Source organism: Nocardia sp. MDA0666, assembly GCF_003023875.1.
Taxonomy (GTDB): Bacteria; Actinomycetota; Actinomycetes; order Mycobacteriales; family Mycobacteriaceae; genus Nocardia; species Nocardia aobensis.
Map to the genome: position 1 here is coordinate 646,010 of NZ_PYHT01000001.1, position 26,806 is coordinate 672,815.

At 68.6% G+C, this 26,806-nt stretch carries 25 protein-coding genes and 1 pseudogene; 22 read left to right on the forward strand and 4 right to left on the reverse strand.

The window, feature by feature from the left end:
- Positions 1–132: 132 nt before the first annotated feature.
- The 13 genes from C8258_RS03135 (at position 133) to C8258_RS03195 (ending at position 12,968) form a co-directional block, all read left to right on the forward strand.
- Positions 133–990, forward strand: a complete 858-nt coding sequence (locus C8258_RS03135) for an ABC transporter permease (protein ID WP_106953750.1) — start codon at positions 133–135, stop codon at positions 988–990.
- Positions 990–1,853, forward strand: a complete 864-nt coding sequence (locus C8258_RS03140) for an ABC transporter permease (RefSeq protein WP_106953751.1) — start codon at positions 990–992, stop codon at positions 1,851–1,853. The genes C8258_RS03135 and C8258_RS03140 overlap by 1 nt, the downstream gene beginning before the upstream one ends.
- 4 nt (positions 1,854–1,857) lie before the next feature.
- Positions 1,858–2,904, forward strand: coding sequence for an MlaD family protein (locus C8258_RS03145; RefSeq protein WP_106953752.1), 1,047 nt, complete (start codon positions 1,858–1,860; stop codon positions 2,902–2,904).
- Positions 2,905–3,909 carry an MlaD family protein gene (locus tag C8258_RS03150; protein ID WP_106953753.1) on the forward strand — a complete coding sequence of 335 codons (1,005 nt, stop codon included), beginning with the start codon at positions 2,905–2,907 and terminating at the stop codon, positions 3,907–3,909.
- Positions 3,897–4,940, forward strand: a complete 1,044-nt coding sequence (locus C8258_RS03155; protein WP_106953754.1) for an MlaD family protein — start codon at positions 3,897–3,899, stop codon at positions 4,938–4,940. Before C8258_RS03150 ends, C8258_RS03155 begins: the two co-directional genes overlap by 13 nt.
- Positions 4,940–6,043, forward strand: coding sequence for an MlaD family protein (locus tag C8258_RS03160; protein ID WP_199195547.1), 1,104 nt, complete (start codon positions 4,940–4,942; stop codon positions 6,041–6,043). Before C8258_RS03155 ends, C8258_RS03160 begins: the two co-directional genes overlap by 1 nt.
- Positions 6,040–7,137 carry an MlaD family protein gene (locus C8258_RS03165; protein ID WP_106953756.1) on the forward strand — a complete coding sequence of 366 codons (1,098 nt, stop codon included), beginning with the start codon at positions 6,040–6,042 and terminating at the stop codon, positions 7,135–7,137. The genes C8258_RS03160 and C8258_RS03165 overlap by 4 nt, the downstream gene beginning before the upstream one ends.
- Positions 7,134–8,090 carry an MlaD family protein gene (locus tag C8258_RS03170; RefSeq protein ID WP_106953757.1) on the forward strand — a complete coding sequence of 319 codons (957 nt, stop codon included), beginning with the start codon at positions 7,134–7,136 and terminating at the stop codon, positions 8,088–8,090. Before C8258_RS03165 ends, C8258_RS03170 begins: the two co-directional genes overlap by 4 nt.
- 45 nt (positions 8,091–8,135) lie before the next feature.
- Entirely contained in the window at positions 8,136–8,768 is a 633-nt protein-coding gene (locus C8258_RS03175; RefSeq protein ID WP_233224841.1) for a hypothetical protein, read from the forward strand.
- A gap of 42 nt (positions 8,769–8,810) precedes the next feature.
- Positions 8,811–9,614, forward strand: coding sequence for an acyl-CoA thioesterase domain-containing protein (locus C8258_RS03180; RefSeq protein WP_106953758.1), 804 nt, complete (start codon positions 8,811–8,813; stop codon positions 9,612–9,614).
- 86 nt (positions 9,615–9,700) lie between these two features.
- A complete protein-coding gene (locus C8258_RS03185; RefSeq protein ID WP_146161145.1) occupies positions 9,701–11,983 on the forward strand; it encodes a glycoside hydrolase family 65 protein in 2,283 nt (760 codons plus the stop codon).
- Positions 11,984–12,051: 68 nt separating this feature from the next.
- Complete coding sequence (locus C8258_RS03190; protein ID WP_146161146.1) at positions 12,052–12,267, forward strand: hypothetical protein; 216 nt, start codon at positions 12,052–12,054, stop codon at positions 12,265–12,267.
- Complete coding sequence (locus tag C8258_RS03195; protein ID WP_106953761.1) at positions 12,264–12,968, forward strand: MBL fold metallo-hydrolase; 705 nt, start codon at positions 12,264–12,266, stop codon at positions 12,966–12,968. Before C8258_RS03190 ends, C8258_RS03195 begins: the two co-directional genes overlap by 4 nt.
- Positions 12,969–12,983: 15 nt before the next feature.
- On the opposite strand, the gene C8258_RS03200 is transcribed toward C8258_RS03195, so the two are convergent.
- Complete coding sequence (locus C8258_RS03200) at positions 12,984–13,946, reverse strand: acyl-ACP desaturase (protein WP_106953762.1); 963 nt, start codon at positions 13,944–13,946, stop codon at positions 12,984–12,986.
- Positions 13,947–14,234: 288 nt separating this feature from the next.
- On the opposite strand from C8258_RS03200, the pseudogene C8258_RS33090 reads away from it, so the two are divergent.
- From C8258_RS33090 to C8258_RS03210, 3 genes and pseudogenes are all read left to right on the forward strand, one after another.
- Positions 14,235–15,953: pseudogene (locus C8258_RS33090) on the forward strand (MFS transporter); the annotation flags it as partial.
- Between the two features lie 144 nt (positions 15,954–16,097).
- Positions 16,098–16,931: a collagen binding domain-containing protein gene (locus tag C8258_RS33095; RefSeq protein WP_233224871.1), complete on the forward strand. Its 834-nt coding sequence runs from the start codon at positions 16,098–16,100 to the stop codon at positions 16,929–16,931.
- Between the two features lie 469 nt (positions 16,932–17,400).
- Positions 17,401–17,736: a hypothetical protein gene (locus C8258_RS03210; protein ID WP_039782552.1), complete on the forward strand. Its 336-nt coding sequence runs from the start codon at positions 17,401–17,403 to the stop codon at positions 17,734–17,736.
- Between the two features lie 88 nt (positions 17,737–17,824).
- Here C8258_RS03210 and C8258_RS03215 read toward each other — a convergent pair whose 3' ends face one another.
- Entirely contained in the window at positions 17,825–18,295 is a 471-nt protein-coding gene (locus C8258_RS03215) for a hypothetical protein (RefSeq protein WP_232329326.1), read from the reverse strand.
- A gap of 60 nt (positions 18,296–18,355) precedes the next feature.
- The gene (locus C8258_RS03220; protein ID WP_106953763.1) at positions 18,356–19,078 is read right to left on the reverse strand and encodes a MerR family transcriptional regulator; all 723 of its coding nucleotides are present in this window, start codon (positions 19,076–19,078) and stop codon (positions 18,356–18,358) included.
- Positions 19,079–19,192: 114 nt separating this feature from the next.
- Here C8258_RS03220 and C8258_RS03225 point away from each other — a divergent pair, with 114 nt between their 5' ends.
- The 3 genes from C8258_RS03225 (at position 19,193) to C8258_RS03235 (ending at position 23,223) form a co-directional block, all read left to right on the forward strand.
- Positions 19,193–20,401 (forward strand): erythromycin esterase family protein, encoded by a 1,209-nt coding sequence (locus C8258_RS03225; RefSeq protein ID WP_106953764.1) that lies wholly within the window; start codon positions 19,193–19,195, stop codon positions 20,399–20,401.
- Between the two features lie 139 nt (positions 20,402–20,540).
- Positions 20,541–21,698, forward strand: coding sequence for a CdaR family transcriptional regulator (locus tag C8258_RS03230; RefSeq protein WP_106953765.1), 1,158 nt, complete (start codon positions 20,541–20,543; stop codon positions 21,696–21,698).
- 88 nt (positions 21,699–21,786) lie between these two features.
- Positions 21,787–23,223 carry a lipase family protein gene (locus C8258_RS03235; protein WP_158271202.1) on the forward strand — a complete coding sequence of 479 codons (1,437 nt, stop codon included), beginning with the start codon at positions 21,787–21,789 and terminating at the stop codon, positions 23,221–23,223.
- 47 nt (positions 23,224–23,270) lie between these two features.
- Here the strand turns inward: C8258_RS03235 and C8258_RS03240 are convergent, their stop codons facing one another.
- Entirely contained in the window at positions 23,271–23,663 is a 393-nt protein-coding gene (locus C8258_RS03240; RefSeq protein WP_106953767.1) for a hypothetical protein, read from the reverse strand.
- A gap of 239 nt (positions 23,664–23,902) precedes the next feature.
- On the opposite strand from C8258_RS03240, the gene C8258_RS03245 reads away from it, so the two are divergent.
- The 3 genes from C8258_RS03245 to C8258_RS03255 are packed head-to-tail and all read left to right on the forward strand — an operon-like array spanning position 23,903 to position 26,795.
- Positions 23,903–24,571: a response regulator transcription factor gene (locus C8258_RS03245; protein WP_199195549.1), complete on the forward strand. Its 669-nt coding sequence runs from the start codon at positions 23,903–23,905 to the stop codon at positions 24,569–24,571.
- Positions 24,541–25,758, forward strand: a complete 1,218-nt coding sequence (locus C8258_RS03250) for a sensor histidine kinase (RefSeq protein ID WP_106953769.1) — start codon at positions 24,541–24,543, stop codon at positions 25,756–25,758. The genes C8258_RS03245 and C8258_RS03250 overlap by 31 nt, the downstream gene beginning before the upstream one ends.
- A complete protein-coding gene (locus tag C8258_RS03255) occupies positions 25,755–26,795 on the forward strand; it encodes a hypothetical protein (RefSeq protein WP_106953770.1) in 1,041 nt (346 codons plus the stop codon). Before C8258_RS03250 ends, C8258_RS03255 begins: the two co-directional genes overlap by 4 nt.
- Positions 26,796–26,806: the final 11 nt, after the last annotated feature.

The window sequence follows — 26,806 nt, forward strand, 5'->3', positions numbered from 1 at the left end:
CGCGCTTTTCCCCTTCACCGGCGGATCGCCGACCCGTGCCCACAGATCAGAGCACCTATCTGGATTGGTGTCTGGAATGTGGTCCAGATCATATGGTACGTTCTGCCGCATGGTTCGGCGGACGGAGGTTCGATGTCGACCACTGATCTGGATGTACACCTCGGGGGACGGGAACCCAGGGCGACGCAAGTGCTGCGCCGCAACTTCTCCGACACGGTGCTGTCGAGTCTCGCCACGCTCGGCAGAGCGTTGCAGATGGGCTCCCACGCGATCGGGGTAGCCCTCGGCGATGCGGTGCGGATGCGCTTTCAGACGCGCGAAACCCTCACGCAGGCATGGTTTCTGATCAAGGTCACCGCGATTCCCAGTGTGCTGATGGCGATTCCGTTCGGCGTCATCGTCTCCACCCAGGTCGGCAATATCGTGTCGCAACTCGGCGCGGATTCGATGATCGGCGCGGCCGGCGGGCTGGGGGTGATCAAACAGGGCGCGCCGATGGCGGCCGCGATGATGCTCGGCGGCGCCGGTTCGGCGGCCATCGCCTCCGATCTGGGCGCGCGGACCGTGCGCGAGGAGGTCGACGCCATGCGGGTCATGGGCATAGATCCGGTGCAGCGCCTGGTCGTGCCGCGGATCGCGGCGATGATGCTGGTCGCTCCCCTGCTCAACATCCTGATCATCGCGGTCGGTATCGCCTCCGGATTCGCCGTCGCGGTCGCCGCGCTCGGGGTGACGCCGGGCAGTTACTGGCAGTCCTTCGGCGCCTTCACCACCACCCTCGACATCTGGGTGTCGCTGATCAAGGCGCTGATCTTCGGCTTCCTCGTGGTGATCATCGCCTGCCAGCGCGGGCTCGAAGCCGGGGGCGGCCCGCGCGGTGTGGCCGACGGCGTGAACGCGGCCGTGGTCATGTCGATCGCCGCGGTCACCGTGCTCAACACCGCGATCACGCAGGTCGTCACCATGTTCTTCCCGGTGAGGATGGCCTGATGACCGCGACCCCGTACGCGCCCGCGGGCCTGCGATGGGTGCATCGCCTCGGGGCCCGCGCCCATCCGCTGCGGCCGTTCGAATCGATCGGCTTCGTGCTCGGATTCGGCTGGCAGGTGGTGTCGTCGCTGCCGTACACGCTGCGGCACTACCGGCGCCAGACAATCGTGGTGATCACCGATATGACGTGGGGCCGCGGTTCGGTCATCATCGGCGGCGGAGTGGTCCCGCTGATGTTGCTGCTCGGGGCGGCGATGGGCGCCTCCATCGGCATCGAGGCGTTCAGCGCGCTCAACCTGCTTTCGCTGGGCCAGCTCAGCGGTCTGATCTCCGCATTCGGGGTGACCCGGGAGCTGGCGCCGATCGCGGCGGGTGTCGGCTTCGCGGCGCAGGCCGGCTGCCGGATGACCGCGGAGATCGGCTCGATGCGCATCTCCGAGGAGATCGACGCGCTCGAATCGCTCGGCGTGCGGTCGGTGCCGTTCGTGGTGACCACCCGCGTCATCGCCGGAATCATCGCCGTCGCACCGGCTTTCGTGGTCGCCCTGATTCTGAGCTATCTGTCCTGCGCGCTGATCGTCACCACCATCCACGGCACACCGGCCGGCACCTACAACCACTATTTCGATCAGTTCGTCCTGGGCTGGGACGTCATCGCCGCGACGATCAAGGTGATGGTCTTCGCCGTCGCCGTCGTCCTGATCCATTGCTACCAAGGCTTTTTCGCGACCGGCGGCCCCGAAGGCGTCGGCATCGGCTCGGGACGCGCGATCCGGGCCAGCCTCGTCTCGATCATCGCGCTCGACATGCTCACCACCATCGTTCTCTGGGGATTCCAGTCCCCCATCACGTTCACCGGATGACCCCATGCCTCCTTATGCCCTGCCCGGCACCGAGGTCGGGCCCCGCCGCGCCCGGATCCTCGGCATCGGGGCGGTCGCCCTCGCCGCGGTGATCGTCGTCGGCTGGCGGCTGCTGCCAGACAGCCGACCGGCCGACGATATCCGCGTCGACCTCGTCACCGCACAGGTCGGCGAGGGGGTCGGCCCCGGAACCGATGTCCGGCTCGACGGTGTCCGGGTCGGATCGGTCACCGCCGTCGCCATAGCCGGAGCCGGCCGCCAGCGCGTCGAACTGGCTCTGCGCCGGTCGCAACTGTTCGGCCTGACCGACGCACTGACCGTCGACTACGCGCCCGGCAATCTCTTCGGAATCACTGCGCTGCAACTGAATCCGATCAGCGGCGGCGCCCAGCTGCGGGACGGCTCGACCGTGGACCTGAGAGATCGCGACGCGGACCGGGTGCGCGATGCCACCCTCGCCGCGCTGCTGGAATCCACGGGCCGGCTCACCGACGACGTGCTGACCCCGAAACTCACCGAGGTGCTGCGCACGACCTCGCACGATATCGGCGCCTTCACCCCGCTGCTGCAGGCGATCGGCACGACCGCGCGCTCGTTCACCGAAACCCAGCAACTGCCCCCGTCACTGCTGTTCGGCCAGTTCGGCTCGGCGCTGCACGGCGTACCGGCACTGCTCGCCGGCGCGGCCGAACTGTTGCACGCGGATCTGACGAACCAGCAGCTCGCGACGAAGGAGAACGTCGATCGCTTCTCGGAGATGTTCAACCGCGTTCAGAACGAGATGCTCCCGGTGGCAACGGAAACCCTCTACACCGCGCAGCGCAATTTCGGGGGCCTGCTGCCGATCGCCGTCACGATGCTCGACCAGGTCGCCGGTTCGGTCTCCGACCCACAGCGATCGGAGGGCGAATTGCGTGAGCTGCTCGACCGTCTCGGCGCCGGCTTCCACGACTCACCGGCGGGGCCGGTGCTGAACGCGCGCGTCGACCTCACCACCGTTCCGGGTTTGGCGGCGCCGCTGTCCCACCGGCCCGGCGCAGGAGGCAACTGAGTGTCGACACGCGCGTTGTGGATTCGCGTCGCCCTGTCCGTCTTGGCCATGGCCGTCGTGCTGGCTGGGGTGTTCCGGCTGATCGAGCGGCCGGTCGACGGCGACACCGACACCTATACCGCGATGTTCACCGATGCGAACGGACTGCGGACCGGCGACGACGTCCGGCTCTACGGGGTGCAGGTCGGGAAGGTGCGCAGCGTCGAACTGGACGGGGCCCTGGCGCGCGTGCGCTTCACGGTGACACAGGGCCATCCGCTCTACACCGAAACCCTTGTGGCCGTGCGGTATCAGAACCTCACCGGCTTCCGGTACCTGGAGATCCGGCAACCGGATCAACTCGGCGCCCGCCGCACCTCGGCGTCGGTTTTCGATACGGCGCATACGATTCCGGCCTTCGACATCACCACCTTGTTCAACGGCTTGCAGCCGGTGCTGGCGCAGCTGTCGCCCGACGATCTGAATCGGTTCGCGAGCAGTATGCTCGCCGTCGTTCAGGGCGACGGCAACGGCATCGGGCCGGCGCTCGACGCCATCGACACGCTGAGCCGGTACGCGTCGGACCGCGCACAGGTGCTGTCCATCCTGGTGAACAATTTCGCCCAGGTTTCCGCGCATATGGCCGGAAAGTCCGGAAACGCCATGCAATTGATGACGAATCTGACCGAACTGTTCGTCACCATCACCGACAAATTGCCGGGCCTGGTGCAATTCGCGATGGAAATTCCGCCGATGTTGCGCCCGCTGCTGGACCTGCTGGATGTCCTGGGCGTCACCGGCGAGAAGAATCGCGACCTGGACGCGCTGCTGCATCGGGTCCTTCCGAACCCGAGCCGGGCCGCCGACGTGCTGGGACGGCTCCCCGGATTGATCCAGACCCTGGCGACGACCGTGCCCCCGACCGGACCCGACGCGAATATGACCTGCTCTCACGGCATCGCGGCGGCGCCCGCACCGCTGGCCGTCCTGATCGCCGGACAGAGGATCACGCTATGTCACCGGTAATCACACCCTCGTCGATCGCCGCCGCCGTGCGTACCGCCCACCGCGCGATATTCACCGGCCGCGACGAACGCGGCACCCAATTGCGCTGGGGCATGGGCGGGATTGTCGCCGTCCTGGTATTGGTGGCCGCCGTCGGCATCATCGATATCGTCGGAACCACCCCGGAGCGTACGTATTCCGCGGATATCGCGGAGGCCGGTTCGATACGCACGGGCGACGACGTCCGGATCGCGGGAATTCCGGTCGGCAAGGTGACAGCGCTGCGGCTCCTGCCCGACCGGGTGCGGATGACGTTCACCGTGAAGGACGGCGTCGCCATCGGAGATCAGACCACCCTGGCGGTGCGGATGCTGACCCTCGTCGGCGGCTACTATCTGGCCGTACAGCCGGCGGGATCGAACCCGCTGGGCCACACCGTCATTCCCGCGCAGCGCGTCATTCTGCCCTACAACCTCACCCAGGCGTTCCAGGACGCGGTCGCGCCCGTGCAGCGGACAGACGGCGACGCACTCCGCCGGGACCTCGCCGCGCTGTCAGGTGCGATCGACAAGAGTCCGGACGCGCTCCGGCACGCCGGTCGCGCGGTCGCCGACATCGTCGCCGTCATGGATCGGCAGAACGCGGACGTCTCGCACACGCTGGCGCTGACCGACGAATATCTGACGGCGCTGAACAAGAATTCCGACACCCTCGTCACCCTGATGCGAACCTTCGGCACTCTCGAGAACGTCGTCGCCGACAACCGGGAACAGCTCAGCTGGGCGCTGCACGGCCTGGCCCAGCTGGTGCAGAAGCTGGTCCCGCTCGGCCGGATCTGGGACGACTCGCTGCGCGATCAGGCGCAGCCGCTCGTCGACGCGATTCCGAAGCTGCGGGAACTCGGCGATCGCATGGGCGCCCTGCTCGATTCCCTGCACACCTTCGAGCAGCGCCTGACGCCGCTGGTCCAGCCGGGCGGCGGAGTGAACATCGACCAGTCCGCCGCCACGATCACCGGTATCTGCGTTCCGGTTCCCGGAGGGGGATGCTGATGCTGACGAAGATGCTCGGATCGCGCGGACTGATGTCGGCGGCGGTCGTGCTGGTCCTCGTGTCGGCCGCGGGTTTCGGCGTGAAGCTGACCAGATCCGAACCGGCGACGCGCAGCTACTGCGCGGAAATGCCCGACAGCATCGGCCTCTACACCGACAGCGCCGTCACCGTCATGGGCGTTCAGGTCGGCAAGGTCACCGCCATCGAACCCGACAACGGTGCGGCCAAGGTGCGGTTCACAGTGCGCGCCGACCGCACACTCCCGCCGGACGTCGGCGCGGTGACGGTCAGCCACACCATCCTGGCCGATCGCAATCTCGCACTCATCGGCGCCGAACCCGCCGGAGCCGGTTGGGATCCGGGCCGATGCATCACCAAAACCCTGACGCCCAAGAGCATGTCGGAAACCTTCGACGCCCTGGCGAAACTCTCCGATCAGTTGAACGCGTCCGCAGATCCCGCACAGCGCACCGCCGTCGGTGACGGTCTCGACGCCCTCGACCGGGCGACATCCGGTACCGGACAGCAGCTCAACGCGCTCATCGAGCAACTGAGCAGGGCGCTCGCCTCACCCGACGCGGCGATCGGACATCTCGGTCAGCTCATGGACGATCTGGCCGCACTGGCCCATCGCGCCCGCGACGGATGGCCGGAACTGGAGAACATCGTGCCGCGGCTGACCGAGACGTTCTCCGATATCAACACCCTCGCCTTTCCGCCCGTGGCCGATCTGGTGACGGCGCTCGCCGGGCTGCTCCCGGAACTCAACGAGGTGGTCATGAAGCTCGGCTCCCCCGCGCTGCGCGCGCTGAACAACGTCTCCGGTCTATCCGAACTCATCGCCTCGGGAGTCGGCTCGCTCGCCGAGATCATCCGCATGACGCCGGCCCTCGCCACCGGCTTCACCGATGCGGTCGATCCGGTCAGCGGCGAGTTCACCATCGGGTACGCACCGCCGAAACTGGCGCTGCCCCAACAACAGGCCGACCAGATCTGCGCGGCGCTGCGGGCGGTCGCGGGACAGCAGTGCGGGACCGCCGGCAACGGCGTGGTGACCGCGCCGGCCCTGCCGGTACTCCTGTCGGCGGTGAGCGCGAAATGACACGACGCATCGTGAACCTGCGCCGGATCTGCGCCTGCGCGCTGGTCGCCGCCACCCTCGCCGCATCGGCCACGGCCTGCGGTTTCCAGCCCGCCGACATCCCGGTGCCGGGCACCGGCGTCGGCGGACCGACCTACCGGCTGCGTATCCAGTTCGCCGATGTCCTCAATCTCCCGCAGGGCGCCAAGGTCATCGCGAACGGGGTGCGGATCGGGCAGCTCACCCACATCACCGTCGTCGATCCGGCACCGGCCACCGGCACGGCTGCCGCGCGTAAGGGCTATGTGATCGCCGATGTCGCCATCCGCACCTCGGTCCGGCTACCGGTCGGCACCACCGCCCAGCTGCGCCAGGCCACACCGCTCGGCGACGTCCACATCGCGCTCACCGAACCGGCCCACCCCACGGTCGGCGAGATCGGCCCGGACGCGACGATCCCGATCTCCGACACGCGCCCGCAACTGCCCATCGAGGACATCCTCGCGCAGCTGGCCACCTTCGTCGGCAGCGGCGCGGTACACGACATCCAGAACATCGCGCACACCGTGAACGGGATCATGCCCGCGGATCCGGCGGTGACCGCGCGAATCTCCGACGTGCTCGGTGCGGACCTGAACGACCTTGCCGCACATACCGATTCGATTCACCAGCTGGTCAGCGGCATCCAGGCCACGGTCGACGAGGGCCTGCTGAATCACACCTCGACGTGGGATCCCCTGCTCACCCCGGACGGGGTGCAGCACACCACCGAGGTGATCCGCGCCGAAATCGGCGTCGTCTTCGTCCTCACCGCGCTCGGCCCGTTCGCGCCGTCGACGACCTGGCTGGGGCCGGTGCTGGATTCGACCACGGCAGCGGCCCGTGCGGTGGTGCCGATGCTGTTCGGCAGTGCGCCGCTCGACACCGGCTCCCCGTCGAATATGGCGAGACTGACGAATCTGCTACAGTCCCAGATCATTCCGTTCGCCGAGCGCGGCCCGAAGATCGACCTGGTCGGCGTCACGATATCGCCTTCTCCGGCCCCCGGCATGCCCCCCGAGGAGCAGACCACCCGCATCGTCGAGACGCTGCGGATGATCGGAGCGGTGCGATGAGAATTCGATCGATCGTCTCGCTCACGGCGATCGCCGCCGTCCTCGTCTTCGGCATCGTCTACATGACGGTGGGTGTGCTGCACCTCGATCCGCGCAAGTCCTACCTCACCGCCGATCTCCGGCTCGCCGAATCCGGTGGGCTGGGGCCGAATTCGCCGGTGCTGTTCGACGGGGTCGCGGTCGGCAAGGCGGAGACGGTGCGCAAACAAGCCTCCGGCGTGCTCGTCCGGCTGCGGATCGACGACAAGTACCACATCCCGGCCACCAGCGACATCCACATCGAACAGCTGTCGGCGCTCGGCGAACCGTATATCGAATTCGCCTCGACCGCCCCGGGTGGGCCGTATCTGCGTGACGGGCAGACGATCTCGACCGAGCGGGTGCATCTGCCGATGACCATCACGGCGCTGTCGACCCGGGCGGTGGCACTGCTCGAGCAGATCCACCCGGAGACGGTGGCGCGGCTGGTCGACACCTTCGACACCGCGCTGACGGGTACCGATCAGGCGATGCGCACCCTGCAGCATTCATCCGATCTGCTGGCGGCCACCCTGCTGAGCCGCACCGACGCCATCCGGCAGCTGTTCACCGATATGCAGGCCGTCGGCGGGAATATGGACTGGCTGGGCCCCTCCCTGGAAACCGCCGGACCGCAACTCGGCCGGTTCGGCACCATGCTGCTCGAGATCGTCGAGGGCGGGTCCGTGCTGTCGAACAAACAACCCGTGGACAACTATTACACCGGCGACGGACTGGTCCCGTTCCTCGGGCAACTGACCGAACTGCTGAACAAGATCGGCCCGGCCGTCGCACCACTGGGCCCCGCCCTGCAGCCGGTACTCACCGAGGCCGTCCACTCCTCGCCCCACATCGACGTCAGCGCGTTGATCAGCCAGGCACTGCAGGGCGTCGATCCCGACGGGACGCTGCATTTCCGGATCGCCGTCAAATAGCCGAGTACCACCCAGCCCAGCCCGACCGGCAGGAGGAACCCACCGATGAGCACAGCAGTAGACGAGAAGGACACCCCGGCCGCGGCAGAGGCGGACAAGGACGACAACACCGGTGCCACACCGGCTTCCGCACCCACCGGTGAGCGACGAGCCGCGCTGACGATCGCCGTCCGGCTCTCCACCGTACTGACCACCGCGGTGATCGTCGCCCTGCTGGCGGTGAGCATCGTGTTCGGGTGCCTGTACTTCTCGGCACGCTCCACGCTGGCCGGGCGCGATACCGCCGCCGCCGACGACCGGCACGCCGCCGACATCGCGTCGAAGTACGCCGTCGGCGCCTCGACCATCGACTACCACGATGTGAAGAGCTGGATCGAGCGGTTGAAGGCCGGCACCACCACTCAGCTGGCGGCGAAATTCGACGCGACCGCACCGCAACTCGAGCAGATCCTGCTGCCATTGCAGTGGACCTCGAAGGCGACGCCGCTATCCGCCGCGGTGACCTCCGAATCCGACGGCATCTACAAGGTGAACGCCTATCTGGACGTAACCTCGACCAGCGCGCAGACACCCGACGGCGGCCGCACCACCGTGACCTACTCGCTCACCATCGACCGCAACTCGGACTGGAAGATCACCGACGTCGGCGGGTTGCAGAACGCCCTGCCCACCAAGTGAGTCGGCCGCAGGCCGCCGGGAGCGATAGGACACTATGGGCTGATGACCGATATGCCTGCCATGTTCACCGTCGACGACGACGGTCGGTACCTGCCCCGCAAGTGGGCGTACGGCCGCTGGGGTGCGGACATGCTCAGCGGCCCCGCCGTCTGCGCGGCCGCCGCGCGCACCCTCGAACGGGAACACGGGCTGCCCGGTTTCGTCCCGGCTCGGTTCACCATCGATCTGTTCAAGGCGGCGAAGGGACAGCCGCTCGAGGTGCACACCGAGGTGATCCGCGCCGGTCGGCGGATCCACATCGCCTCGGCCACGGTCCGCCAGGGTGAGGTCGAGGTCGCCGAGGCGCGGCTCGTCCAGCTGCGCGCCACCGACGCTCCTCCGGGCGAGGAGTGGCATTCCGAGCATCCGTTCGACCCGCCCACCGACGCCGGGGTGGACTGGTGGTACCGCAGCGACAACAACTGGTCGACGTCGATGGGCGACCATCAGAACTCCGGCCGCAAGAGCCTGTGGGCGGTCCCGCTGGGGGCGGTCGAGGGCGAGGAACGCAGCGCGTTCGTGCAGGCCGTGGTCGCCGCCGAGTCCACGAGCCTGGTGACCAACTGGGGATCGCAGGGCATCGGATACATCAACGCCGATCTCACCGTGGCCCTCGACCGCTTGCCCGTCGGTGACCGGATCGGGCTGCAAGCCGCGACCCACCTCACCGGCAACGGTGTATCCGTCGGCACCGCAACCCTTTTCGATTCGCGCGGGCCGATCGGCACCGGCATGGTGACCGCGGTCGGCAACGCGGCCGCCCAGATCGACTTCTCCGGAAACGGGATCGACTTCTCCGAAAACTGAGGCGCCGGGCGATATTCGCGTCCCGATATCGCGGCACCGAGCGTGTCGGGTTGACCGCGCGGCGGCAGGTTCCGACGATCGTCGGGGTGAGCCCGATCCGAAGGACGCCCGCTGCGCGGCGTCGGCGCCTGTGGCCGGTAGTGATCGTCGTCCTCGGTGTGGTGGCCGCACCGCCGCCGATGGTGACCGCGGCCCCGGCGGACGAGCTGTGGTCCGCGACGTCGGAATCGTTCGCACCCGGCGATTTCCACGCCGCGCCCTATCTGGGTAACGGCCGGATCGGGACGGTACTGCCGCCCAGCGGTGGTGGATACCACGACTACGGCGATGCGGTGCGCACCTCGTTCCCGCTGCAGCAATCCCGTTATACCGGAACATATTTGGCGGGTTTCTACGCGCAGGCCGAGCCCTCACCGCAGTACACCCAGGTGATCGCCGCGCTGCCCGCGTGGTCGGGGCTCACCGTCGAGATCGGCGGGCACCGATACGACGCGGACGTGGATCCGGCGACGGTGCACGAGTACCAGCAGACGCTGGACTACCGCACCGCGACGGTCACCACCCGGGCCGACTGGACACCGGACCCGCAACACCGGCTGCGGCTTCGCTACGACACCTTCGTCTCCCGCGACCGGCCGGATCTCGCGGTGCAGAAACTGACCGTCACACCCGATCGCCCCGGTGAGGTCGCGGTCGTCGACCGGATCGACGGCGCGGCGGCGCGCCGGGTCGTCCCGGTGACGGCGACGGCCGATCCGAGCAGCGGACGCACGGTGGCGGGAGTCCGCGCGGACGGGACCGCCGACACCGCGTTCGTGGTGTCGTCCGTCGACTCCCCGCCGCAGGCCGCCGGCACCGCACTGCCCGGCGCCGACGGCATCCGATACGTTCTGCCCGCCACCGGGAACGACAGCTACACCTTCACCGCCTACACCGGCATCTCCTCCACCGACTACGGGCCCGATCCCCTGGCCGCCGCCACCGCCGCGGCCGAATCGGGTCGCGCCCAGGGCTTCGAGGCCGCGCATTCCGCCCACGCCGCACAGTGGGACCGGCTGTGGCAGCCCACCCTCGAGATCCCGGGCCGCACCGACTACACCCGATGGATCCGCGCCGCACTGTATTCCGTCCTGGCCAGCGTCCGCGCGGGCGAGCGCTGGTCGGTGCAACCGGCGGGACTGTCGTCCGACGACTACGGCGGCATGACGTTCTGGGACGCCGAGACCTGGATCTTCCCGACCCTGCTGGCGCTGTATCCGGACCTGGCGCGCACCGTGGTCGATTTCCGCGCCGCCGCACTGCCCGCCGCGCGGGCCAACGCCCGCGGCTACGGCCTGCCCGGCGCGCTGTACCCCTGGAACGACGGACCCGCCCAGCGCTGCGCGTCCCCGATCGGCTGTGGCCTCACCGAGGAACATCTGCACAACGAGATCGCCCTGGCCCAATGGCAGTACTACCTGGCCACCGGCGATCGCGACTGGCTGCGTACCCGCGGCGCCCCGGTGATCACCGCGATCGCCGACTATCTGACCGCGCGGATCGGGCCGAAACTGCCGGACGGCGCCTACCATTTCGCCCCGGCGGCCGGATCCGACGAGTATGTCGCCTTCTCGATCGACAATGCCCTCACCAACGGCGGCGTGCGCAACACGATGGACATCGCCGCCCGAGCGGCCGTACTGTCCGGACTTCCCGTCGACCCGCGCTGGGCCGATATCGGCGCGCATATGGCGATGCCGCCCGATATCGCGCCCGGGGTGCCCGCCGAATATCTCGGCTACACCGGCGCCCCGATCAAACAGGCCGACACGGTGCTGCTCAGCTATCCGTTCACCTACGCGGCGCCCGGCTATTCACCGGCCGCGACCATGCGGTACTACTTCGACCGCACCGATCCGGACGGCCCGAATATGAGCAACAGCCTCGGCGCGATCCTCAGCGCCCGCTACGACCCCTGCCGCACCCAGGATTACCTGGACCGATCCGTGCAGCCCTACGCCCGCGAACCGTACGAATTCCAGGCCGAGGCACGCGGGGACCGGTCGGGGGCCAACGCGCAGGGACAGTCGGCGTGGATCTTCGTCACCGGCGCCGCGGGATTCCTGCAGGGACTGCTCTACGCACCCCTCGGATGGCGCTGGACCGACAGTGGCCCGGCCATCGATCCGATGCTGCCCAGCGGTTTTCCCGAGGGCCTGACCATTCGCGAACTGGCGATCGGCGCCACCCGGATGACCGTGCACATCGGGCCCGCGACCACGACGCTGACCCTCACCTCGGGCGACCCGATCACCCTGCAGACACCGGATGGCCCCGCCGAACTGGTTGCCGGACAACCGCTTTCGCTCCCCACCCGCGCCGCGTGCTGATGCGCACAGCGGATTTGCGCACGCGTCATCGGCCGGTCCTTCGCGACCGATCGCGCGAAACGAGCGTCGTGCGGTTGCGCGATGCGGCCGCCGCCACCACGATCGCCGGTGTGCAGAACCACTTCGACTTCGGCGACCGGCAGCACCGGTCCGTCCCCGGCACGACCGCGTCCCAGGATCGTCGCGGGATCGCCCCGGGGCTCTCGATCGCGGCGCAGGCGATCGCCTCCGGCCGGATGCCGGTGCCCTGGGACCGGCTCGCGCGTGCGGGGGCCGTCGCATGAGCGCCATCGAGCAGGTCGCCGATTCGGTGTACGTGGTGGCCGGAACGAACGTCAACTGGTCGCTGATCACCGGCGATTCCGGCGTGGTCCTCGTCGATGCCGGCTATCCGCGCGATACCGGCGCGGTGCTCGATTCCCTGCGCCAGATCGGCCACGAACCGGCCGACCTGGTGGCGATCCTGCTCACCCACGCCCATCTCGACCACATCGGCGCCATCCCGACTCTGGTCGAACGCACCGGTGTGCCGGTCTACACGGGAGCCGACGAGGCCGCGCACGCCCGCCGGGAGTATCTGCAGCAGATCACTCCCGCCGATATGGCCCGCCAGCTCGGCACTCCCGGGGGACCGCGGTGGGTGTTCCAGACGCTGCGCGCGCTGGGCGGCCACGTCCGCATGAGCGTCCCCACCGCCACCACCGGCGACGAGAACACCCTGCGCCGGCTGCCCGGCGGTATCGTGGCCGTCCCCACCCCGGGGCACACCACCGGCCACACCGCCTATCTCATGCCCGACGAGGACATCCTCTTCAGCGGCGACGCACTGGTCACCGGTCATCCACTGCTGCCCGACACCGGACTCCAAGCACTACCCGAGGTCTTCAACCACGACGAGGCACAGACCCACACCACCGCGGAATCGCTGATCGCACGACGGCCGCGGCTGCTGATTCCGGGCCACGGCAAACCCATGGCCCGTTGATCTCCCCCCGCTCGTTCATACCCCGGCGGGGTCCAGGGCCTCGGCCTTGGCGGCTTCGCGGGCCAGGATGCGCGCCCGCTGCTCCTCGAAGCGCACGACGTCGCGCCCGAGCTTGTCGAGATACTCGGCGAGCTCCTGGCGGGCGCGCTCGCCCCGCTCGGTGAAATCGGTGCGGCCGAAGACATTCCAGTGCCGCAGCACCGGAGTCAGCACCTCGTCGAGATGCTGGCGCAGATCGTAGATGCCGTGCTTGACCATCAGCACACCGTTGCGCCGCCAGTTCGGCATTCCGTTGCCGGGCATCGCGAACGTCTTCGCGATCTTGGTGACCGATTCCATCGCCTGATCCGGCGCCAGATCGAACGCCGCCGCCGCGAGCGAACGGTAGAAGATCATGTGCAGGTTCTCGTCGGCCGCGATTCGCGCGAGCATGGTGTCGGCGATCGGGTCGTTGCACACCCGGCCGGTGGCGCGGTGACTGATACGGGTGGCCAACTCCTGGAACGTCACGTAGGCGACCTGGTCGAGCATGCCGTGGAAGTGATCCGGCGCGTGCACCCCGCGCGTCATGTGCACCATCCGGTCCTGCTCCAGCGCCACCGGATCGACCCCGCGGGTGACCACCAGATAGTCGCGCATGGCGATGGCGTGGCGGTTCTCCTCGGCGGTCCACCGCCCGACCCAGGTTCCCCAGGCGCCGTCGCGGGAGAAATGTTCGCTGATGGTCCGGTGATAGGAGGGCAGATTGTCCTCGGTGAGCAGATTGGTGATCATGGCGACCTTCGCCACTTCCGACAGGCGGGACTGTTCAGGATCCCAATCGACGCCACCGAGTGCCGCGAAATTGCGGCCTTCGTCCCAAGGCACGTAATCGTGCGGGTGCCATTCCTTGGCGGTGGCCAGATGCCGGTCCAGTTGGTTCGCGACGACCGGCTCCAGTTCGACGAGCAACTGCAACTGCGTCAAATCCTTTGGCATGCAATTCCTTCCGAAAAGGTGAACCATCGGGTTTACGACACACAAGGGCGATTCGAGAGCAGTGTTGCGCGGCGATACGCTACCCGCTGCTCAGCGGTTGCCGGAAGTTCCCGCCGACGTGTCCCCCGTTCGATGGCGCCGGTCGCGTCGCACCGTGAATGGATATCCGCCGAATCAAACCTGAAGTCCGGACAATTCGGACGTGACATACTCCTCTTCAATTAGTTAGCCATCGCAACTATATTATTTGGAGACCCATTCCGTTTTCCTGTCGATGAGGGAGAGAACTTGGCTTCCGCCCAACCCGCCGAGGAGCTGGATGCCTCCGACATCCATACCATCGGCCGCCGGCTCCGGGTAGATCACGACCACCCGCACTACAAGTGGGTGGCCCTGTCGAACACGACCCTCGGCATGTTGATGGTCACGATCAACTCGTCGATCGTGATCATCTCCCTGCCGGCGATCTTCCGCGGGATCCACCTCAACCCGCTCGAACCCGCCAACGTCAGCTACCTGCTGTGGATGCTGATGGGCTTCATGCTCACCTCCGCGGTGCTGGTGGTGATGTTCGGCCGCCTCGGCGACATGTTCGGCCGCGTCCGCATCTACAACCTCGGCTTCGTCATATTCACCGTCTGCGCGATAGCGCTGTCGTTCGATCCGTTCGATCTCGGCGGCGGCGCGATCTGGCTGATCGCCTGGCGCGTGGCGCAAGGTATCGGCGGCGCCATGCTGATGGCCAATTCGACGGCCATCCTCACCGACGCCTTCCCCGCCAGGCAGCGCGGTATGGCGCTGGGCATCAACCAGGTCGCGGCGGTCGCGGGCTCGTTCCTGGGTCTGCTGATCGGCGGTCTGCTCGCCGAATGGGACTGGAAGGCCATCTTCTGGGTCAGCGTGCCGTTCGGCATTCTCGGCACCATCTGGTCCTACAAGTCGCTGCACGACAACGGCGCACGCCAGCCCGGATCGCTCGACCTCCCCGGCACCGTCACCTTCGCCCTCGGCCTCACGGCGCTGCTGGCCGGTATCACCTACGGCATCCAGCCCTACGGCGACTCCAAGACCGGCTGGGGCAACCCCTGGGTGCTGACCGGCGTCATCGGCGGCATCGTGCTGCTCGTGCTGTTCTGCGTCATCGAGGCGAAGTCGAAGCAGCCGATGTTCCACCTGAGCCTGTTCCGCAACCGGACCTTCGCGCTGGGCAGTTTCGCGAGCCTCATGGCCTCCATCAGCCGCGGCGGCCTGCAGTTCATGCTGATCATCTGGCTGCAGGGCATCTGGTTGCCGCTGCACGGCTTCGACTTCGAATCGACGCCGCTGTGGGCCGGTATCTACATGCTGCCGCTGACCATCGGCTTCCTGGTCTCGGGACCGCTGTCCGGATATCTGAGCGACCGCTTCGGCGGCCGGTTGTTCGCCACCGGCGGCCTGCTGCTCGCCGCGATCACCTTCGTCCTGCTGATCGTGATCCCGGTGAACTTCAACTACTGGCTGTTCGCGCTGATCATCCTGCTCAACGGCCTCGGTATGGGCATATTCACCTCTCCGAACACCGCCGAGGTCATGTCCGCGGTCCCGGCCTCGCAGCGCGGCGTCGCCTCCGGTATGCGCGCGACGCTGATGAACGGCGGTATGGCACTGTCGATCGGCATCTTCTTCTCGCTGATGATCGTCGGCCTGTCCGGCACGCTGCCCGGTGCGATGAATTCCGGACTGAAGGGCCAGGGCGTCCCCGCCGACGTCGCGGGACAGATCGCGGATATGCCGCCGGTCGGCAGCCTGTTCGCGACCTTCCTCGGCTACAACCCGTTCAAGGAGTTGCTCGGCCCGAGCGGCACCCTGGACCAGCCGGGCGTGCATTCCGACGTGCTGACCGGCCAGGAGTTCTTCCCGCACCTGATCTCCGATCCGTTCCATTCGGGCCTGGTGGTGGTGTTCCTCGCCGCCGCGGTGATGATGCTGCTCGGTTCGATCGCCTCCTGGTTCGCCCGCGGCGACTACGTCGAGCACGAGGCGCAGGAACTGGCCGGCGCGGCCGGCGCCGGCCTGGTCACCGACGCGGACGCCGAGGCCGAAACGGGGCGGCCGGCCACCAACGGGCATCCCGTACCCGCCGGTCGCCACGCCCTCGCGGCCACCGCGGCGATGCCCGCCGCGGCACCGCCCGCCCGGTCGGAGCGCTCGATCAGCGGACATGTGCTGCGCACCGACGGCCATCCGCTCGACGGTGTGGTGCTGACGCTGATCGACCAGCAGGGACATCAGGTCTCGCGTGCCACCGGCGACCCGCGGGGCGGGTACGTGATCGATCCGCCGGCTCCCGGCAGCTACGTGCTGATCGTGTCGGCGCGCGGACAGCAGCCGACCGCGGTCACCGTCGCGGTCGACGGGCGGCCGCAGCGCCTCGACGTCACGTTGCACGGTTCGGGTGAACTGTCCGGCTTCGTCCGCGCGGCGGGCCGGGCGGTTCCCGACGCCACCGTCACCCTCACCGATCTGCGCGGCCAGGTCGTCGGCGCGGCGGTCACCGATGCCGACGGCGGGTACCTGTGCTCGGGTGTCGTCGGCGGTACCTACACGCTGGTCGCGGTGGCCGCGCAGCTGCGCCCGGCAGCCATGACCCTGACCGTGCCCGACAGCGGCGTGCTGCACCACGATGTGGAGCTGTTCCCGCTGGCCGTGCTCACCGGCTCGGTCCGGGCCGGCGATCGAGCGGTCCCCGACGCGCTGGTCACGGTTCTCGACGAGACCGGCGCGGTACTCGGCACGGCCCGCACCGACGGCGAGGGCCGCTACAGCGTGACCGACCTGACCGAGGGCATCCACACCGTCGTAGTCCGCGGCTATCCGCCGCGCGAGGCCCGCGTCGAGGTGGCCGGCGGCGCGGTCGAACACGACGTGCGGCTCAGCTACGACCTGCCCGCCGGCAGCGAGGCCGCCGAACCGGACACCTCGGAACCGGCATTCGACCGGGACTGACCGAGACCGGCCGACATCGTCGGCCTTCGCGTGGCTCCAGCACAGTGTGGTGCTGGAGCCACGCGTGTATCCGGCCATGGGCCGTCTTGGTCACCCCACCCGAAAAGGCCGATGTCGCAGACTATTTCGCCGAGTAGCCGGAAGTTGGACAGGGCTGTCTGATGTCCGCTTTCCACTCGCGCCACCGTGTGCCGAGCAGAGGGCATGCGGCGGCGATGAAAGTGCCCTGAACGCCTGTCCCCGTTGGTCTTCGGCGCATCGCGCCGGCCGCTGAAAAGTGGTCGCTACCTGCGCAAATCGGCGTCACCCTCAGCAAACTCGACCGGACACCCGACCGCCGGTCCCGCGGCCGCTGGTTGTCACGGCACGAAAAACACCGTTAAGCTGGAGTTTGCCAGAAAGATGCTGAGAGAGAAGCTCCCTGGCCGACGAGTTCGCCCGCGTGCAGTCGACTCGAGGATGGACCGATATGACCTTCCTTGCCCTCGGATATCTACGCAGAGATGTGTCGCGACGGCACCAGCATTGGGACGAGTCCCAAATACGCTGGCTGGCAGGGCGTTTAGGTTACAACCTATGTAAGACCGTGGCATTGAGCAACCGCACCTGCGATCCGATCCAGCAGCTGATCGACGCGGTGGTGCGACTCGATGCCGAGGCCGTCGTCGTTCCGAGCCTCGACCACTTCGCCGACCGGGTGATCCCCGCCGACCTGCTCGCGATCACCGACGTCGTCACGGTCACGCCGGAACACACGTATGCGCGCTGGGCCAGCGGCGAACTGCCCGAATTGAACGGTACGTGACAGTCCCGGAAAAGCCTGTCGCGCAATTCGTCCGGATCCATCGATCGAAGCAGGGGCGAATCGCGCGACAGGGTTTGCGCCGACTGGATCAGCTGCCGGTGATCGCCTCGTAGTAGAAGAAGTGATGGCCCTTCGCATCACAGGAGAAGCTGCCGTGGAAGCCGACCGCGCACGTCGACCCGGCGTGTGAGACCGCGGGGCCGGCAGTCGGACCGGACCCGGCGCTCTGGCCGTAGGTCGAGATATCGGGGTTGCCGCCGGGCAGGGTGTGCGGCGTCCCGGCGTCGAACCCCGGATGCGCGGGCGCCCACGGCACGTCGATGACGACCTCGCGGACCGGGAAGGGAACCGGCACCGAGACGTTGGTGCCGAGCTGGATGGACATCCACGTCGGCGTGGCGAGGTCACATCCCACGCTGCCGTCGTCGGCGATCGAGCAGTTCAAAGTCCCGGCGGAGAAGTACACCGGCCCGGGGGTGTCGGCGCCGGCCACGCCGCCGAACGCCAACGGCGCTGCCGCACCGGCCATCGCCAACGTACGCACGATCCATCGCTTCACGCTGCCTCCTTCGGTCTGATGATGTCCCTGACATACCCATCGGCCAACCGCCACAACCCATTACGAGTCCGCGCGACATCCGGACCGGCTACCCGCCGGGTCCGCCCGCCTCAGGTACTCGTCGAGCCGGGCGGCGCCGGCCAGAAGATGGCGACTACGGGTGATCAGACGCTGCTGCCACGCCTCGAGAAATACACTCAGCGCCGCCGCGCCGCCCGCCTCGCGCAACGACTCCAGGAACTGCGCGACCTGCGGCAGCAGGTAGCCCCCGCGGCGCAGTTGCCTGGCGATCTCGGCGTCACGCACGCAGTCCGGGCCGTACCGGCGGTAGCCCGTCGCGGGGTCCCGGTCGGGGCGCAGGATGCCGTGGGTTTCCCAGGTGCGCAGGGTCGCCGGATGTACTCCGATCCGGCGCGCCAGTTCACCCACGGTCATCGGCGGCCCGGGAATCGGTGCGGGCGCGGCGGACAGGCCGCTCAGGGCCGTCGCGACTTCGGTGCGAGTCCCGCGTTCGGTCAGCAGTGCCACATGTGCGGCGTCGATGAGCCGGTAGGCGGATTCGAGGTCGTCGCGATGGATCGCGCGCATGATCTCCGCGGCCTGCCGATGCCCGTGCCCGGCGCGTAGGGCGAGGAAGGTGCGCAGCGCCAGCGCGTGCCGCGGGGTGTAGCGGCGGTAACCGGTCTCGGTGCGCTCGGTCGGCGGCAGGATGCCCGCCTCGTCGTAATTGCGGATCGCCTGCGGGGACAATCCGTGTTCGCGGGCGAGATCGACGGGTCGCAGTGTGTACCTCCGTTTGAGACTTCGACCGGTGTTTTACCAGTTCATTTGCGCAGAAGTTTCACTCGAACCTTCAACGATAGTGTCGAAGGTATTCGCTGCCGGAAAGGGGTATTCATGTCCACTGCCACCACCCTGCGTGCCATCGGCCGCCCACTCGACGACCCGGTGAGCCTGGGCCGCACGCTCGACGGACTGCTCGCCGCGCGTCCCGAACCTCCGGCGCTGCTCGGGCTCGGCGAGCCGACGCACGGAATCGCGGCATTCCCGTTGCTGCGCAACGACATTCTGGCCCACCTCGTGGAGCGGGGATTCCGGTCGATCGCGCTGGAGATCGATCTCTTCGCCGCCGCGCGCGTCGACGACTACCTCCACGGCGCCACCGCGGATATCGACGAGGTCCTCGCCACCGGGTTCAGCCACGGCTTCGGCGCGGTCCCGGGCAACCGCGAACTCGTCGAATGGCTGCGGGCCTACAACGCCGGGCGGTCACCGCGAGATCGCGTGCACTGCTATGGATTCGACGCGCCGGTGGAGATCTCCGCCGCGCCGAGTCCGCGCTACACGCTGTCGGCGGTCACCGGCTATCTGCCCGCCGCACTGCGGCCGGAGTCGGCACATGACCTCGACGCCCTGCTCGGTGCTGATGCCGAATGGACGAACGAGGCGGCCATGTTCGATCCGGCCGCCTCCGTCGGCAATTCCGACCGTGCCCGTGCCCTGCGCGTCGTCGCCGACGACCTCGCCGGCGCGCTGCACCGCGCGGGTCCCGGTCTGCGACCGGTCGATCCGATCGGCTACGACCGGGCGGTCGCCCAGGCGCGCACCGCCCAGGGCCTGCTGCGCTACCACGCGGCCATGGCCACCCCCGCCGCCGATCGCCTCGGTGCCCTGCTGAGCGTGCGCGCCGAAATGATGGCCGACAACCTGCTGGCGATCGTCGAGCGGGAGCGACACCGCGGGCCGAGTCTCGTCTTCGCGCACAATGCCCACCTCCAGCGCGCGCACTCCCCCGGCGAGGACACGCCCGGTTGGGGTGGAGCCGGGGCGCTCGTCGCCCTCGCTCTCGGAGACCGCTACACGGTCGTGACGACCGACGGTGCCACCTCCTGCGATCCGGCCACCCTGCAGGGTGTGCTGGCGCTGGCGACGACGCGCCGAACCCTGTTTCCCACAAAGGAATTGCGCGATTCGCTACCTGCGGCGATCGCCACGGGCGAGCCGATGGTCCTCGGCCACATCCCGCTGCGCCGGGCCGATCTCGACACCGCCGACGCGCTCGTCTTCATCACCGACACCGACGGGCAGCAGGTCCGGTACTGGTAGCGGCGGCGCTCACCACGGCCGATCGGATCGCCGGAGTCGATTCGGACGCCCGCTGAACCGCCTACCACCCCGGCCCGGTACCGATACCATCGAGCGAATGTCGTCGCCGTAAGCGTCGCGCGGGATGGAGGGGCCTGCCATGACACCGCCCACGGGGCCCGGAATCGAGGAGCTGCACCGCAGCGTCGTGGCGATGGTGGACGGGTTCTACGGGGTGGTGCCGCCGTATCCGCGGCTGCCGGAATCGCTGGTGGCCGCGGATTTCGCGCACGGGGTGAAACTCAATGTCGACCTGTTCTTCCGCTACCTGCGCACCGGGATCGAACCCGGCGAGGACGACACCGCCGATATGGTGCGGCTCGCGGTCGAACGCGTCCGCGACGGCGCGGCGGTCACCGACGTCCTCGACCGCTACCGCCTCGGCGCGAGTGTCGTCTGGGATCGCCTGCTCGACTCGGCGACCGCGAGCGAGCGCGAACTGCTGCTGACGGCGGCCGCGCCGCTGATGCGCTACCTCGGGCTGCTCACCCAGCGCATCGTGGCGGCCGCGACCGACCGCGCGCACGATCCACGCTGGGAATTCATGGAACACCGGCGCGCGGTGACCGATGCCCTGCTCACCGGCTGTGATCCGCAGCAATGGCCGGGGCGGCCCACGGTCCGGCTCGCCGAGCGCTATCTGATCACGGTGTTCCGGCTGGGCCCCGATATCGGCGACGCGGCGGCCGATCTGCGGCATCGAGTCGAATCGATACCGGGAGTCCTTGTGCGGATGGACATTTCGGGGTGGGTCGCGCTGATTCCGCTTTCGCCGGGCGACGACGGCCGCGACACGACGGCATTGCTGCGCGCCCGCCTGCCGCGGAGCGCACCGGCGTACTGGGTGGGCACGGCGACCGCGACCCGGCCCGACATCCCGTCGGGGTACGCCGAGGCCCGCATCCTCGCCGAACTCGGACGCTGCCTCGAACGAGCCGAAAACCTCTGCCGCAGAGCGGATCTGCAGTTCGAATACGCCATTGCGGCCGGCGACGCCGCCCGGCCCGGACTGGCGGCGGTGCTGGCACCGCTGGAGACCCAACCCGTCCTGACCCGGACCCTGGAGCTGTTCCTGGCGACCGGCCTGAACCAGCTGGCCACCGCTCGCCGCCTCGACATCCACCGCAACACCGTCAACTACCGTTTGTGCCGGGTCCGGGATCTCATCGGGCTGGATCCGCAGAACCCCACCGAGGCGATGACCGTGGCCGCCGCCCTCACCGCACAGCGGCTGCAGGCACATCACTTCGCGCCCTGAACACGTTTGGGCACTCTTCCAAACGGCGCGGCCACCGGCTGTCGGATTGCCGATACCGCGGGTTCGGGCGATGCGGTGTGCTGACAGGGTGGACAACGACGTCACCGCGCACAGCATCCGCCCATCCCGGCGCAGGCACGTACTGGTCGTGGCCGCCCTCGCCGCGGCCACCGTTCTGACGGTCGCCGGGGTCTCGACGGCGGCCCCGCCACCGGACCCGAAACCGTCGGTACCGGTGACACCGCCACTGCCGTTTCCTGTTCCGCCGCTGCCACCGGAACTCGACGCGCAGTTCTATCAGCCGGATCAGTCGATCGTGGCCGGTAAGCAGCCGGGCGAGATCATCGCGGCCCGGCAGGTCCACCTCGGCTACCTCGGTGTCCTGCCCTTCACCATCGATGCCTGGCAGCTGTCGTTCCGCTCGACCGACACCCGCGGCCGCGCGATTCCCGCGGTCACCACGGTGATGAGACCGCACGCCGACAGCCCGTCCCCTCGGCCTCTGCTGTCGTATCAGTTCGCCGAGGACTCGCTCGGACAATATTGCCGCCCTTCGTATCTGAGCCAGGTGGGCTCGCTCGGCCCGCTCGCCGGCTCCGCCGAAACCAGTAGCCTGTTCGCGGTCCCGATCGCCGCCGCGCAGATGGGCTGGGCGGTGGTCGTCACCGATACCGAGGGTCCCGCCCAGGCTTTCGGCGCGGGTCCGCTGGAAGGCCGGATCACCCTCGACGGTATCCGCGCCGCCGAGAACTTCGCGCCGATGCGCCTGGACGGGCCGCGCACCCGGGTGGGCATGATGGGGTATTCCGGCGGTGCGCTCGCCACCGGCCACGCCGCCGAACTGCATCGCGACTACGCCCCGGAGCTGACCATCGTCGGCGCCGCCGAAGGCGGTATCCCCGCCGACGTCGGCGCGGCGCTGAAAATGGCGAGCACGAACGCGGGCGCGGGTATCGTCTTCGCCGGTGCGGTGGGCGCGAGCCGCGAATATCCGGAATTGGCAGACCTTTTCGACAAGTACCTCACTCCCGCCGGTCGGGCGCTCGTCGCAGCGAAACAGAACCTCTGCCAGGTCCCCACCTCACTGGTCGTGCCGTTCGTCGATTACGACAGCCTCTTCGCGATCCCGCACCCGCTCGACGACCCGCGCGCGGTGGCGGTGATGGACGAGATCAAGATGGGCCACCACGTCCCCGATATGCCGATGTTCATGCTGCACGCCAACCCCGACTGGCTACTTCCCGTCGGGCCGGTCAACGATCTGGTCGCGACCTATTGCGCTGATCCCACCGCCCGCATCCGTTATCTGCGCGACCATTTCAGCGAACATCTCACCCTCGACACCTTCGCCGTGCCGCTGATGATCAGATTCCTCGCCGACCGCTTCGACGGCACACCCGCGCCCGCAGGCTGCCACACCGAAGACGCCGGCTCGGTCCTGCTCGCCCCGGAATTGTGGACCACCCTGCTGCCGCAGATCGCCCCGTTCATGCTGAATCTGTTCGGCAAACCCGTTGGGCAGTAACAGATTCGGGCAGTAACGAACAAGCGGGCCCGGCGGCGGCGCAACGCTCAGGACAGGATCGAGTGGATGTGCCGGTCCCGGAGGGCGTCGTGGGTGTGTTCGGCGAGCCAGGCGGCGAAATCAGTGTGAGCCGTGAGCGTTTGTTCGAAGAAGCTGGCGCAGGCGACGGTGTCGCCCTGCTCGACGACGACGTCGATCGTTTCGCCGCGCTGGGTCACCGCGAAGGCCGCTGCCGGGGTGCGCGGCAGACGATGTCGGCGTCCCGCGTCCGTGGGCCGGATATCGCTGACCGTCGCCGCGACGATGTCGACGACGTTGTCGTGCCGGCGGCGTAGCCGGCGCGGCACATCTGTGACCACGGTATGCACGGCGAGGATCAGTTCGGCGAGATCGTCGAAATCCACCGTCACCGTGGGCACATGGCGCGGTTCTACCGTCACGACAACCACGCCTCCTTCCTCGAACCTGGGGCGCTGCCATCCCATACCGCTCAGTCTGCCCCGCCGCGGCGAGTGCGCCAGTCGGTGTTTCGCACGACGCCTGGTCAGTTGTGCGTGAAGGCTCGAGCGGCTGGACGTAATGAATTACCCCGGCGGAGTGAATAACAATCATCATCCGTTGCCGTATTCGCGCGCCGGAACCGGCGCCACCGGGCACGGTCGGCACAGGAGGGGGCAGGGTGCAGGAGAATGTCGCGGCCGGGGACCCGTATCGCATCGGTGTCGTCGAGGATCACCAGGTCACCATCGCGGGCCTGCGCCAGATCCTCGCCGGCGAGCCCACCGTCACCATCGCGGCCACGGCCGCATCGGTGACCGAATTACTTTCCATCACAACGGATCTGGCACTCGTCGTGCTCGACCTGCGGCTTCCCGACGGGTCCTCCCCCGCCATCAATATCGAGCACCTGCGGGCCGCCGGCATCGAAACTCTGGTGTTCACCTCCGGCGACGAACCGTTCCTGGTGCGCGCGGCCGCCCGGGCCGGTGTTCTCGGCGTGGTGCGGAAGTCGGAACGCGACGAGGTGGTCGCCGCCGCCGTGCGCGATGCCGCGGCCGGCCGCCAGGTGCCTACGACGGAGTGGGCGGTCGCGATCGACTCCGACGAGAATTTCGCCACCGTCACGCTCAGCCCCCGCCAACGCGATGTCCTGGCCCTGTACGCCTCGGGAGAACCGGCGGCCCGCGTAGCGCGGCTCACCGGCCTGACCGAAGACACGGTCAACGCCTATCTGGCCCGGATCCGCCAGAAGTACGCAGAGGCGGGGCGGCCGTCGCGCACCAAAACCGAACTGTTCAAACGCGCTCTGGAGGACGGGTGGCTGCCGATACCACGTCGACGCCGGTAGATCCGGACGCCGGTGCCGCACGGACGACGGTCGGCCCGGCCGAGGACCGCATCACCCGGTTGTTCGCCCGCTTCCTGTCCTCCGGGTATGTGGCCTATCTGTTCCTGATGGCAGCGACCATCATCAGCCAGGCCGACGACCTGGCTCCGTGGTGGACGGTGCTCGCCGTGGGCATCGTCTACGGTCCGGCGGTGGTGATGGGTCTGTTCTCGTTTCATCCCGACCTTCGGTGGGTTCGCGCGACCGCCGCCGTGACGGCACTGGGCTTCGTGGTCGCCGCCGCCCTGTGGCCCGTGGCGTGGAATGGCGAACTGCTCCGTGCCGATGCGTGGATCTCCACCATTCCCGGCTTGGCCGGATTGTCCGCCGCATTGGTCTGGCCTGCGGGCCGCACCGTCGCCGTGCTGCTCGCGGCGGTGATCCCGGTCCAGCTCATCAACCATTTCTGCCGCGCGCCCGGACACAACGGCCGCTTCGTCCCGGACCTCATGTTCGCGATCAGCTTCTGCCTGCTCTTCGTCGCGGCCGGGGTGATGGCGATGCGCACCGGACGGATTCTGGACGCCACCCGGACCGAAGCCCACGAGGCCGCGGCCGCGGCCGCGGCGGCGAGCGCGCGCACCGTCCAACGCGCCCGGTTCAACGCGCTGCTGCACGACTGGGTGATGTCGACCCTGCTGGCCGCCGCGCGCGGAACCCAGCGGCCGGAGGTACGCCACCAGGCCGAACTCGCACTGGGCAAGCTGGACGACGTAAGTTCGGAAGGCGCGCAAGGATTTACGGCCGCGACGGCCGCCGCGCACATCCGCACCGCGGTCGCCGACGTCGACGACCGGCTGCCGGTCACGGTGCGCGAGGACCCGGACGGCGGCGACTGCTACTTTCCCGCCGAGCCGATCCAGGTCCTGGGCGCCGCCGTCGCGGAAGCCGTGCGCAACAGCGTCATTCACGCCGGAGCACACGCCGCGCGTACGGTGAGCCTGAGATTCGACGCGGGGCGGATCGAGGTCGTCGTGACCGACGACGGCCGCGGATTCGATCCGGCGAAGGTCCCCTCCCACCGCCTCGGACTGGCCGTCAGCATCGTGGAACGGGTGCGCCGCCTGCCCGGCGGCGAGGTCGAGGTGCGCAGCCGTCCGGGCGCCGGCACCCGGATTCACCTGTCGTGGCGGGCGGTCGAGCGATGAGCGCGGCCACCGGACCCGTCCGCGATGCCCGCACCCTCCTGGGCATGGATACCCGGCCGGCCTGGCTGATCGCGGCCTTCTACCTGATTTCGGAAGCGGCACTGAGCCTTTCGTCCGCGCAGCAGACCCGGCATCTGTGGCCGGTGCTCACCGGACTGGCCGTCACCGCCGCCGCGACCGCGGCACTGCTGCGCATCCGGCCCGATCCGCTGCCCCTCCCTGCGACCGCCGCGCTGGCCGTCTCGATTCCCGCGACCGCGGCGCTGACCCTGTTCAACCTTCCGATTCCCCCGACCTCGGTCGCGCAACTGTGGTCGTTCGGGTGCGGGACGGTGACCGCGACGTTCATGTGCGTGCGCGGGCGGACCGGCGCCGCATGGGCCGGTCTGCTGTCGATGATCGCCACCTCCGCCGTGTGGTCGTGGCAGAGCGGGCAGGGTTTCGGTCACGGCGTCGCGATTTCGGCGATCAATCTGGGGCCGTTGATGATGGCGACCTTCTTCGCCTACACCCTTCGTCCCGCGGCGCAGGCCATCTTCCGGTTGCGGGAGGAATCGACCCGGCAGGTGGGTTCCGAGGCCGCGGCGGCCGCCGCACTCGACGAGCGCCGCGACCAGATCCAGCGCCTGGACGATATGGTTCGCCCGATTCTGGAACGCATCGCCGGCCCGCAGCCGCTCGACGACCGCACCCGCGACGACTGCCGCCTGATCGAGGCGCATCTGCGCGATACGCTGCGCGCCCCCGCACTCGCCGCCGAACCGGTCACGACGGCGGCGCGCGATGCCCGGTTGCGTGGCGTCGATGTCGTCCTGATCGACGACCACGGCCTGGACGACCTGCCTGCCTCCACCCGCCGCCGGGTATTGGGCACCGTCGCCGCGGCGTTGGCCACCGCGGCCGCCGGGACGGCCCATGTTCGAATTCTGCCGCCGCACAGGGCGATTCTGGCCACGGTCGTCGTCAACGATCCCGGCTCCGGCATCCGGCGGATCGAAATCGACGCCCCCGGACCGCGCGCCGGCGCCCCGGGCTGATCCGCCGCCGC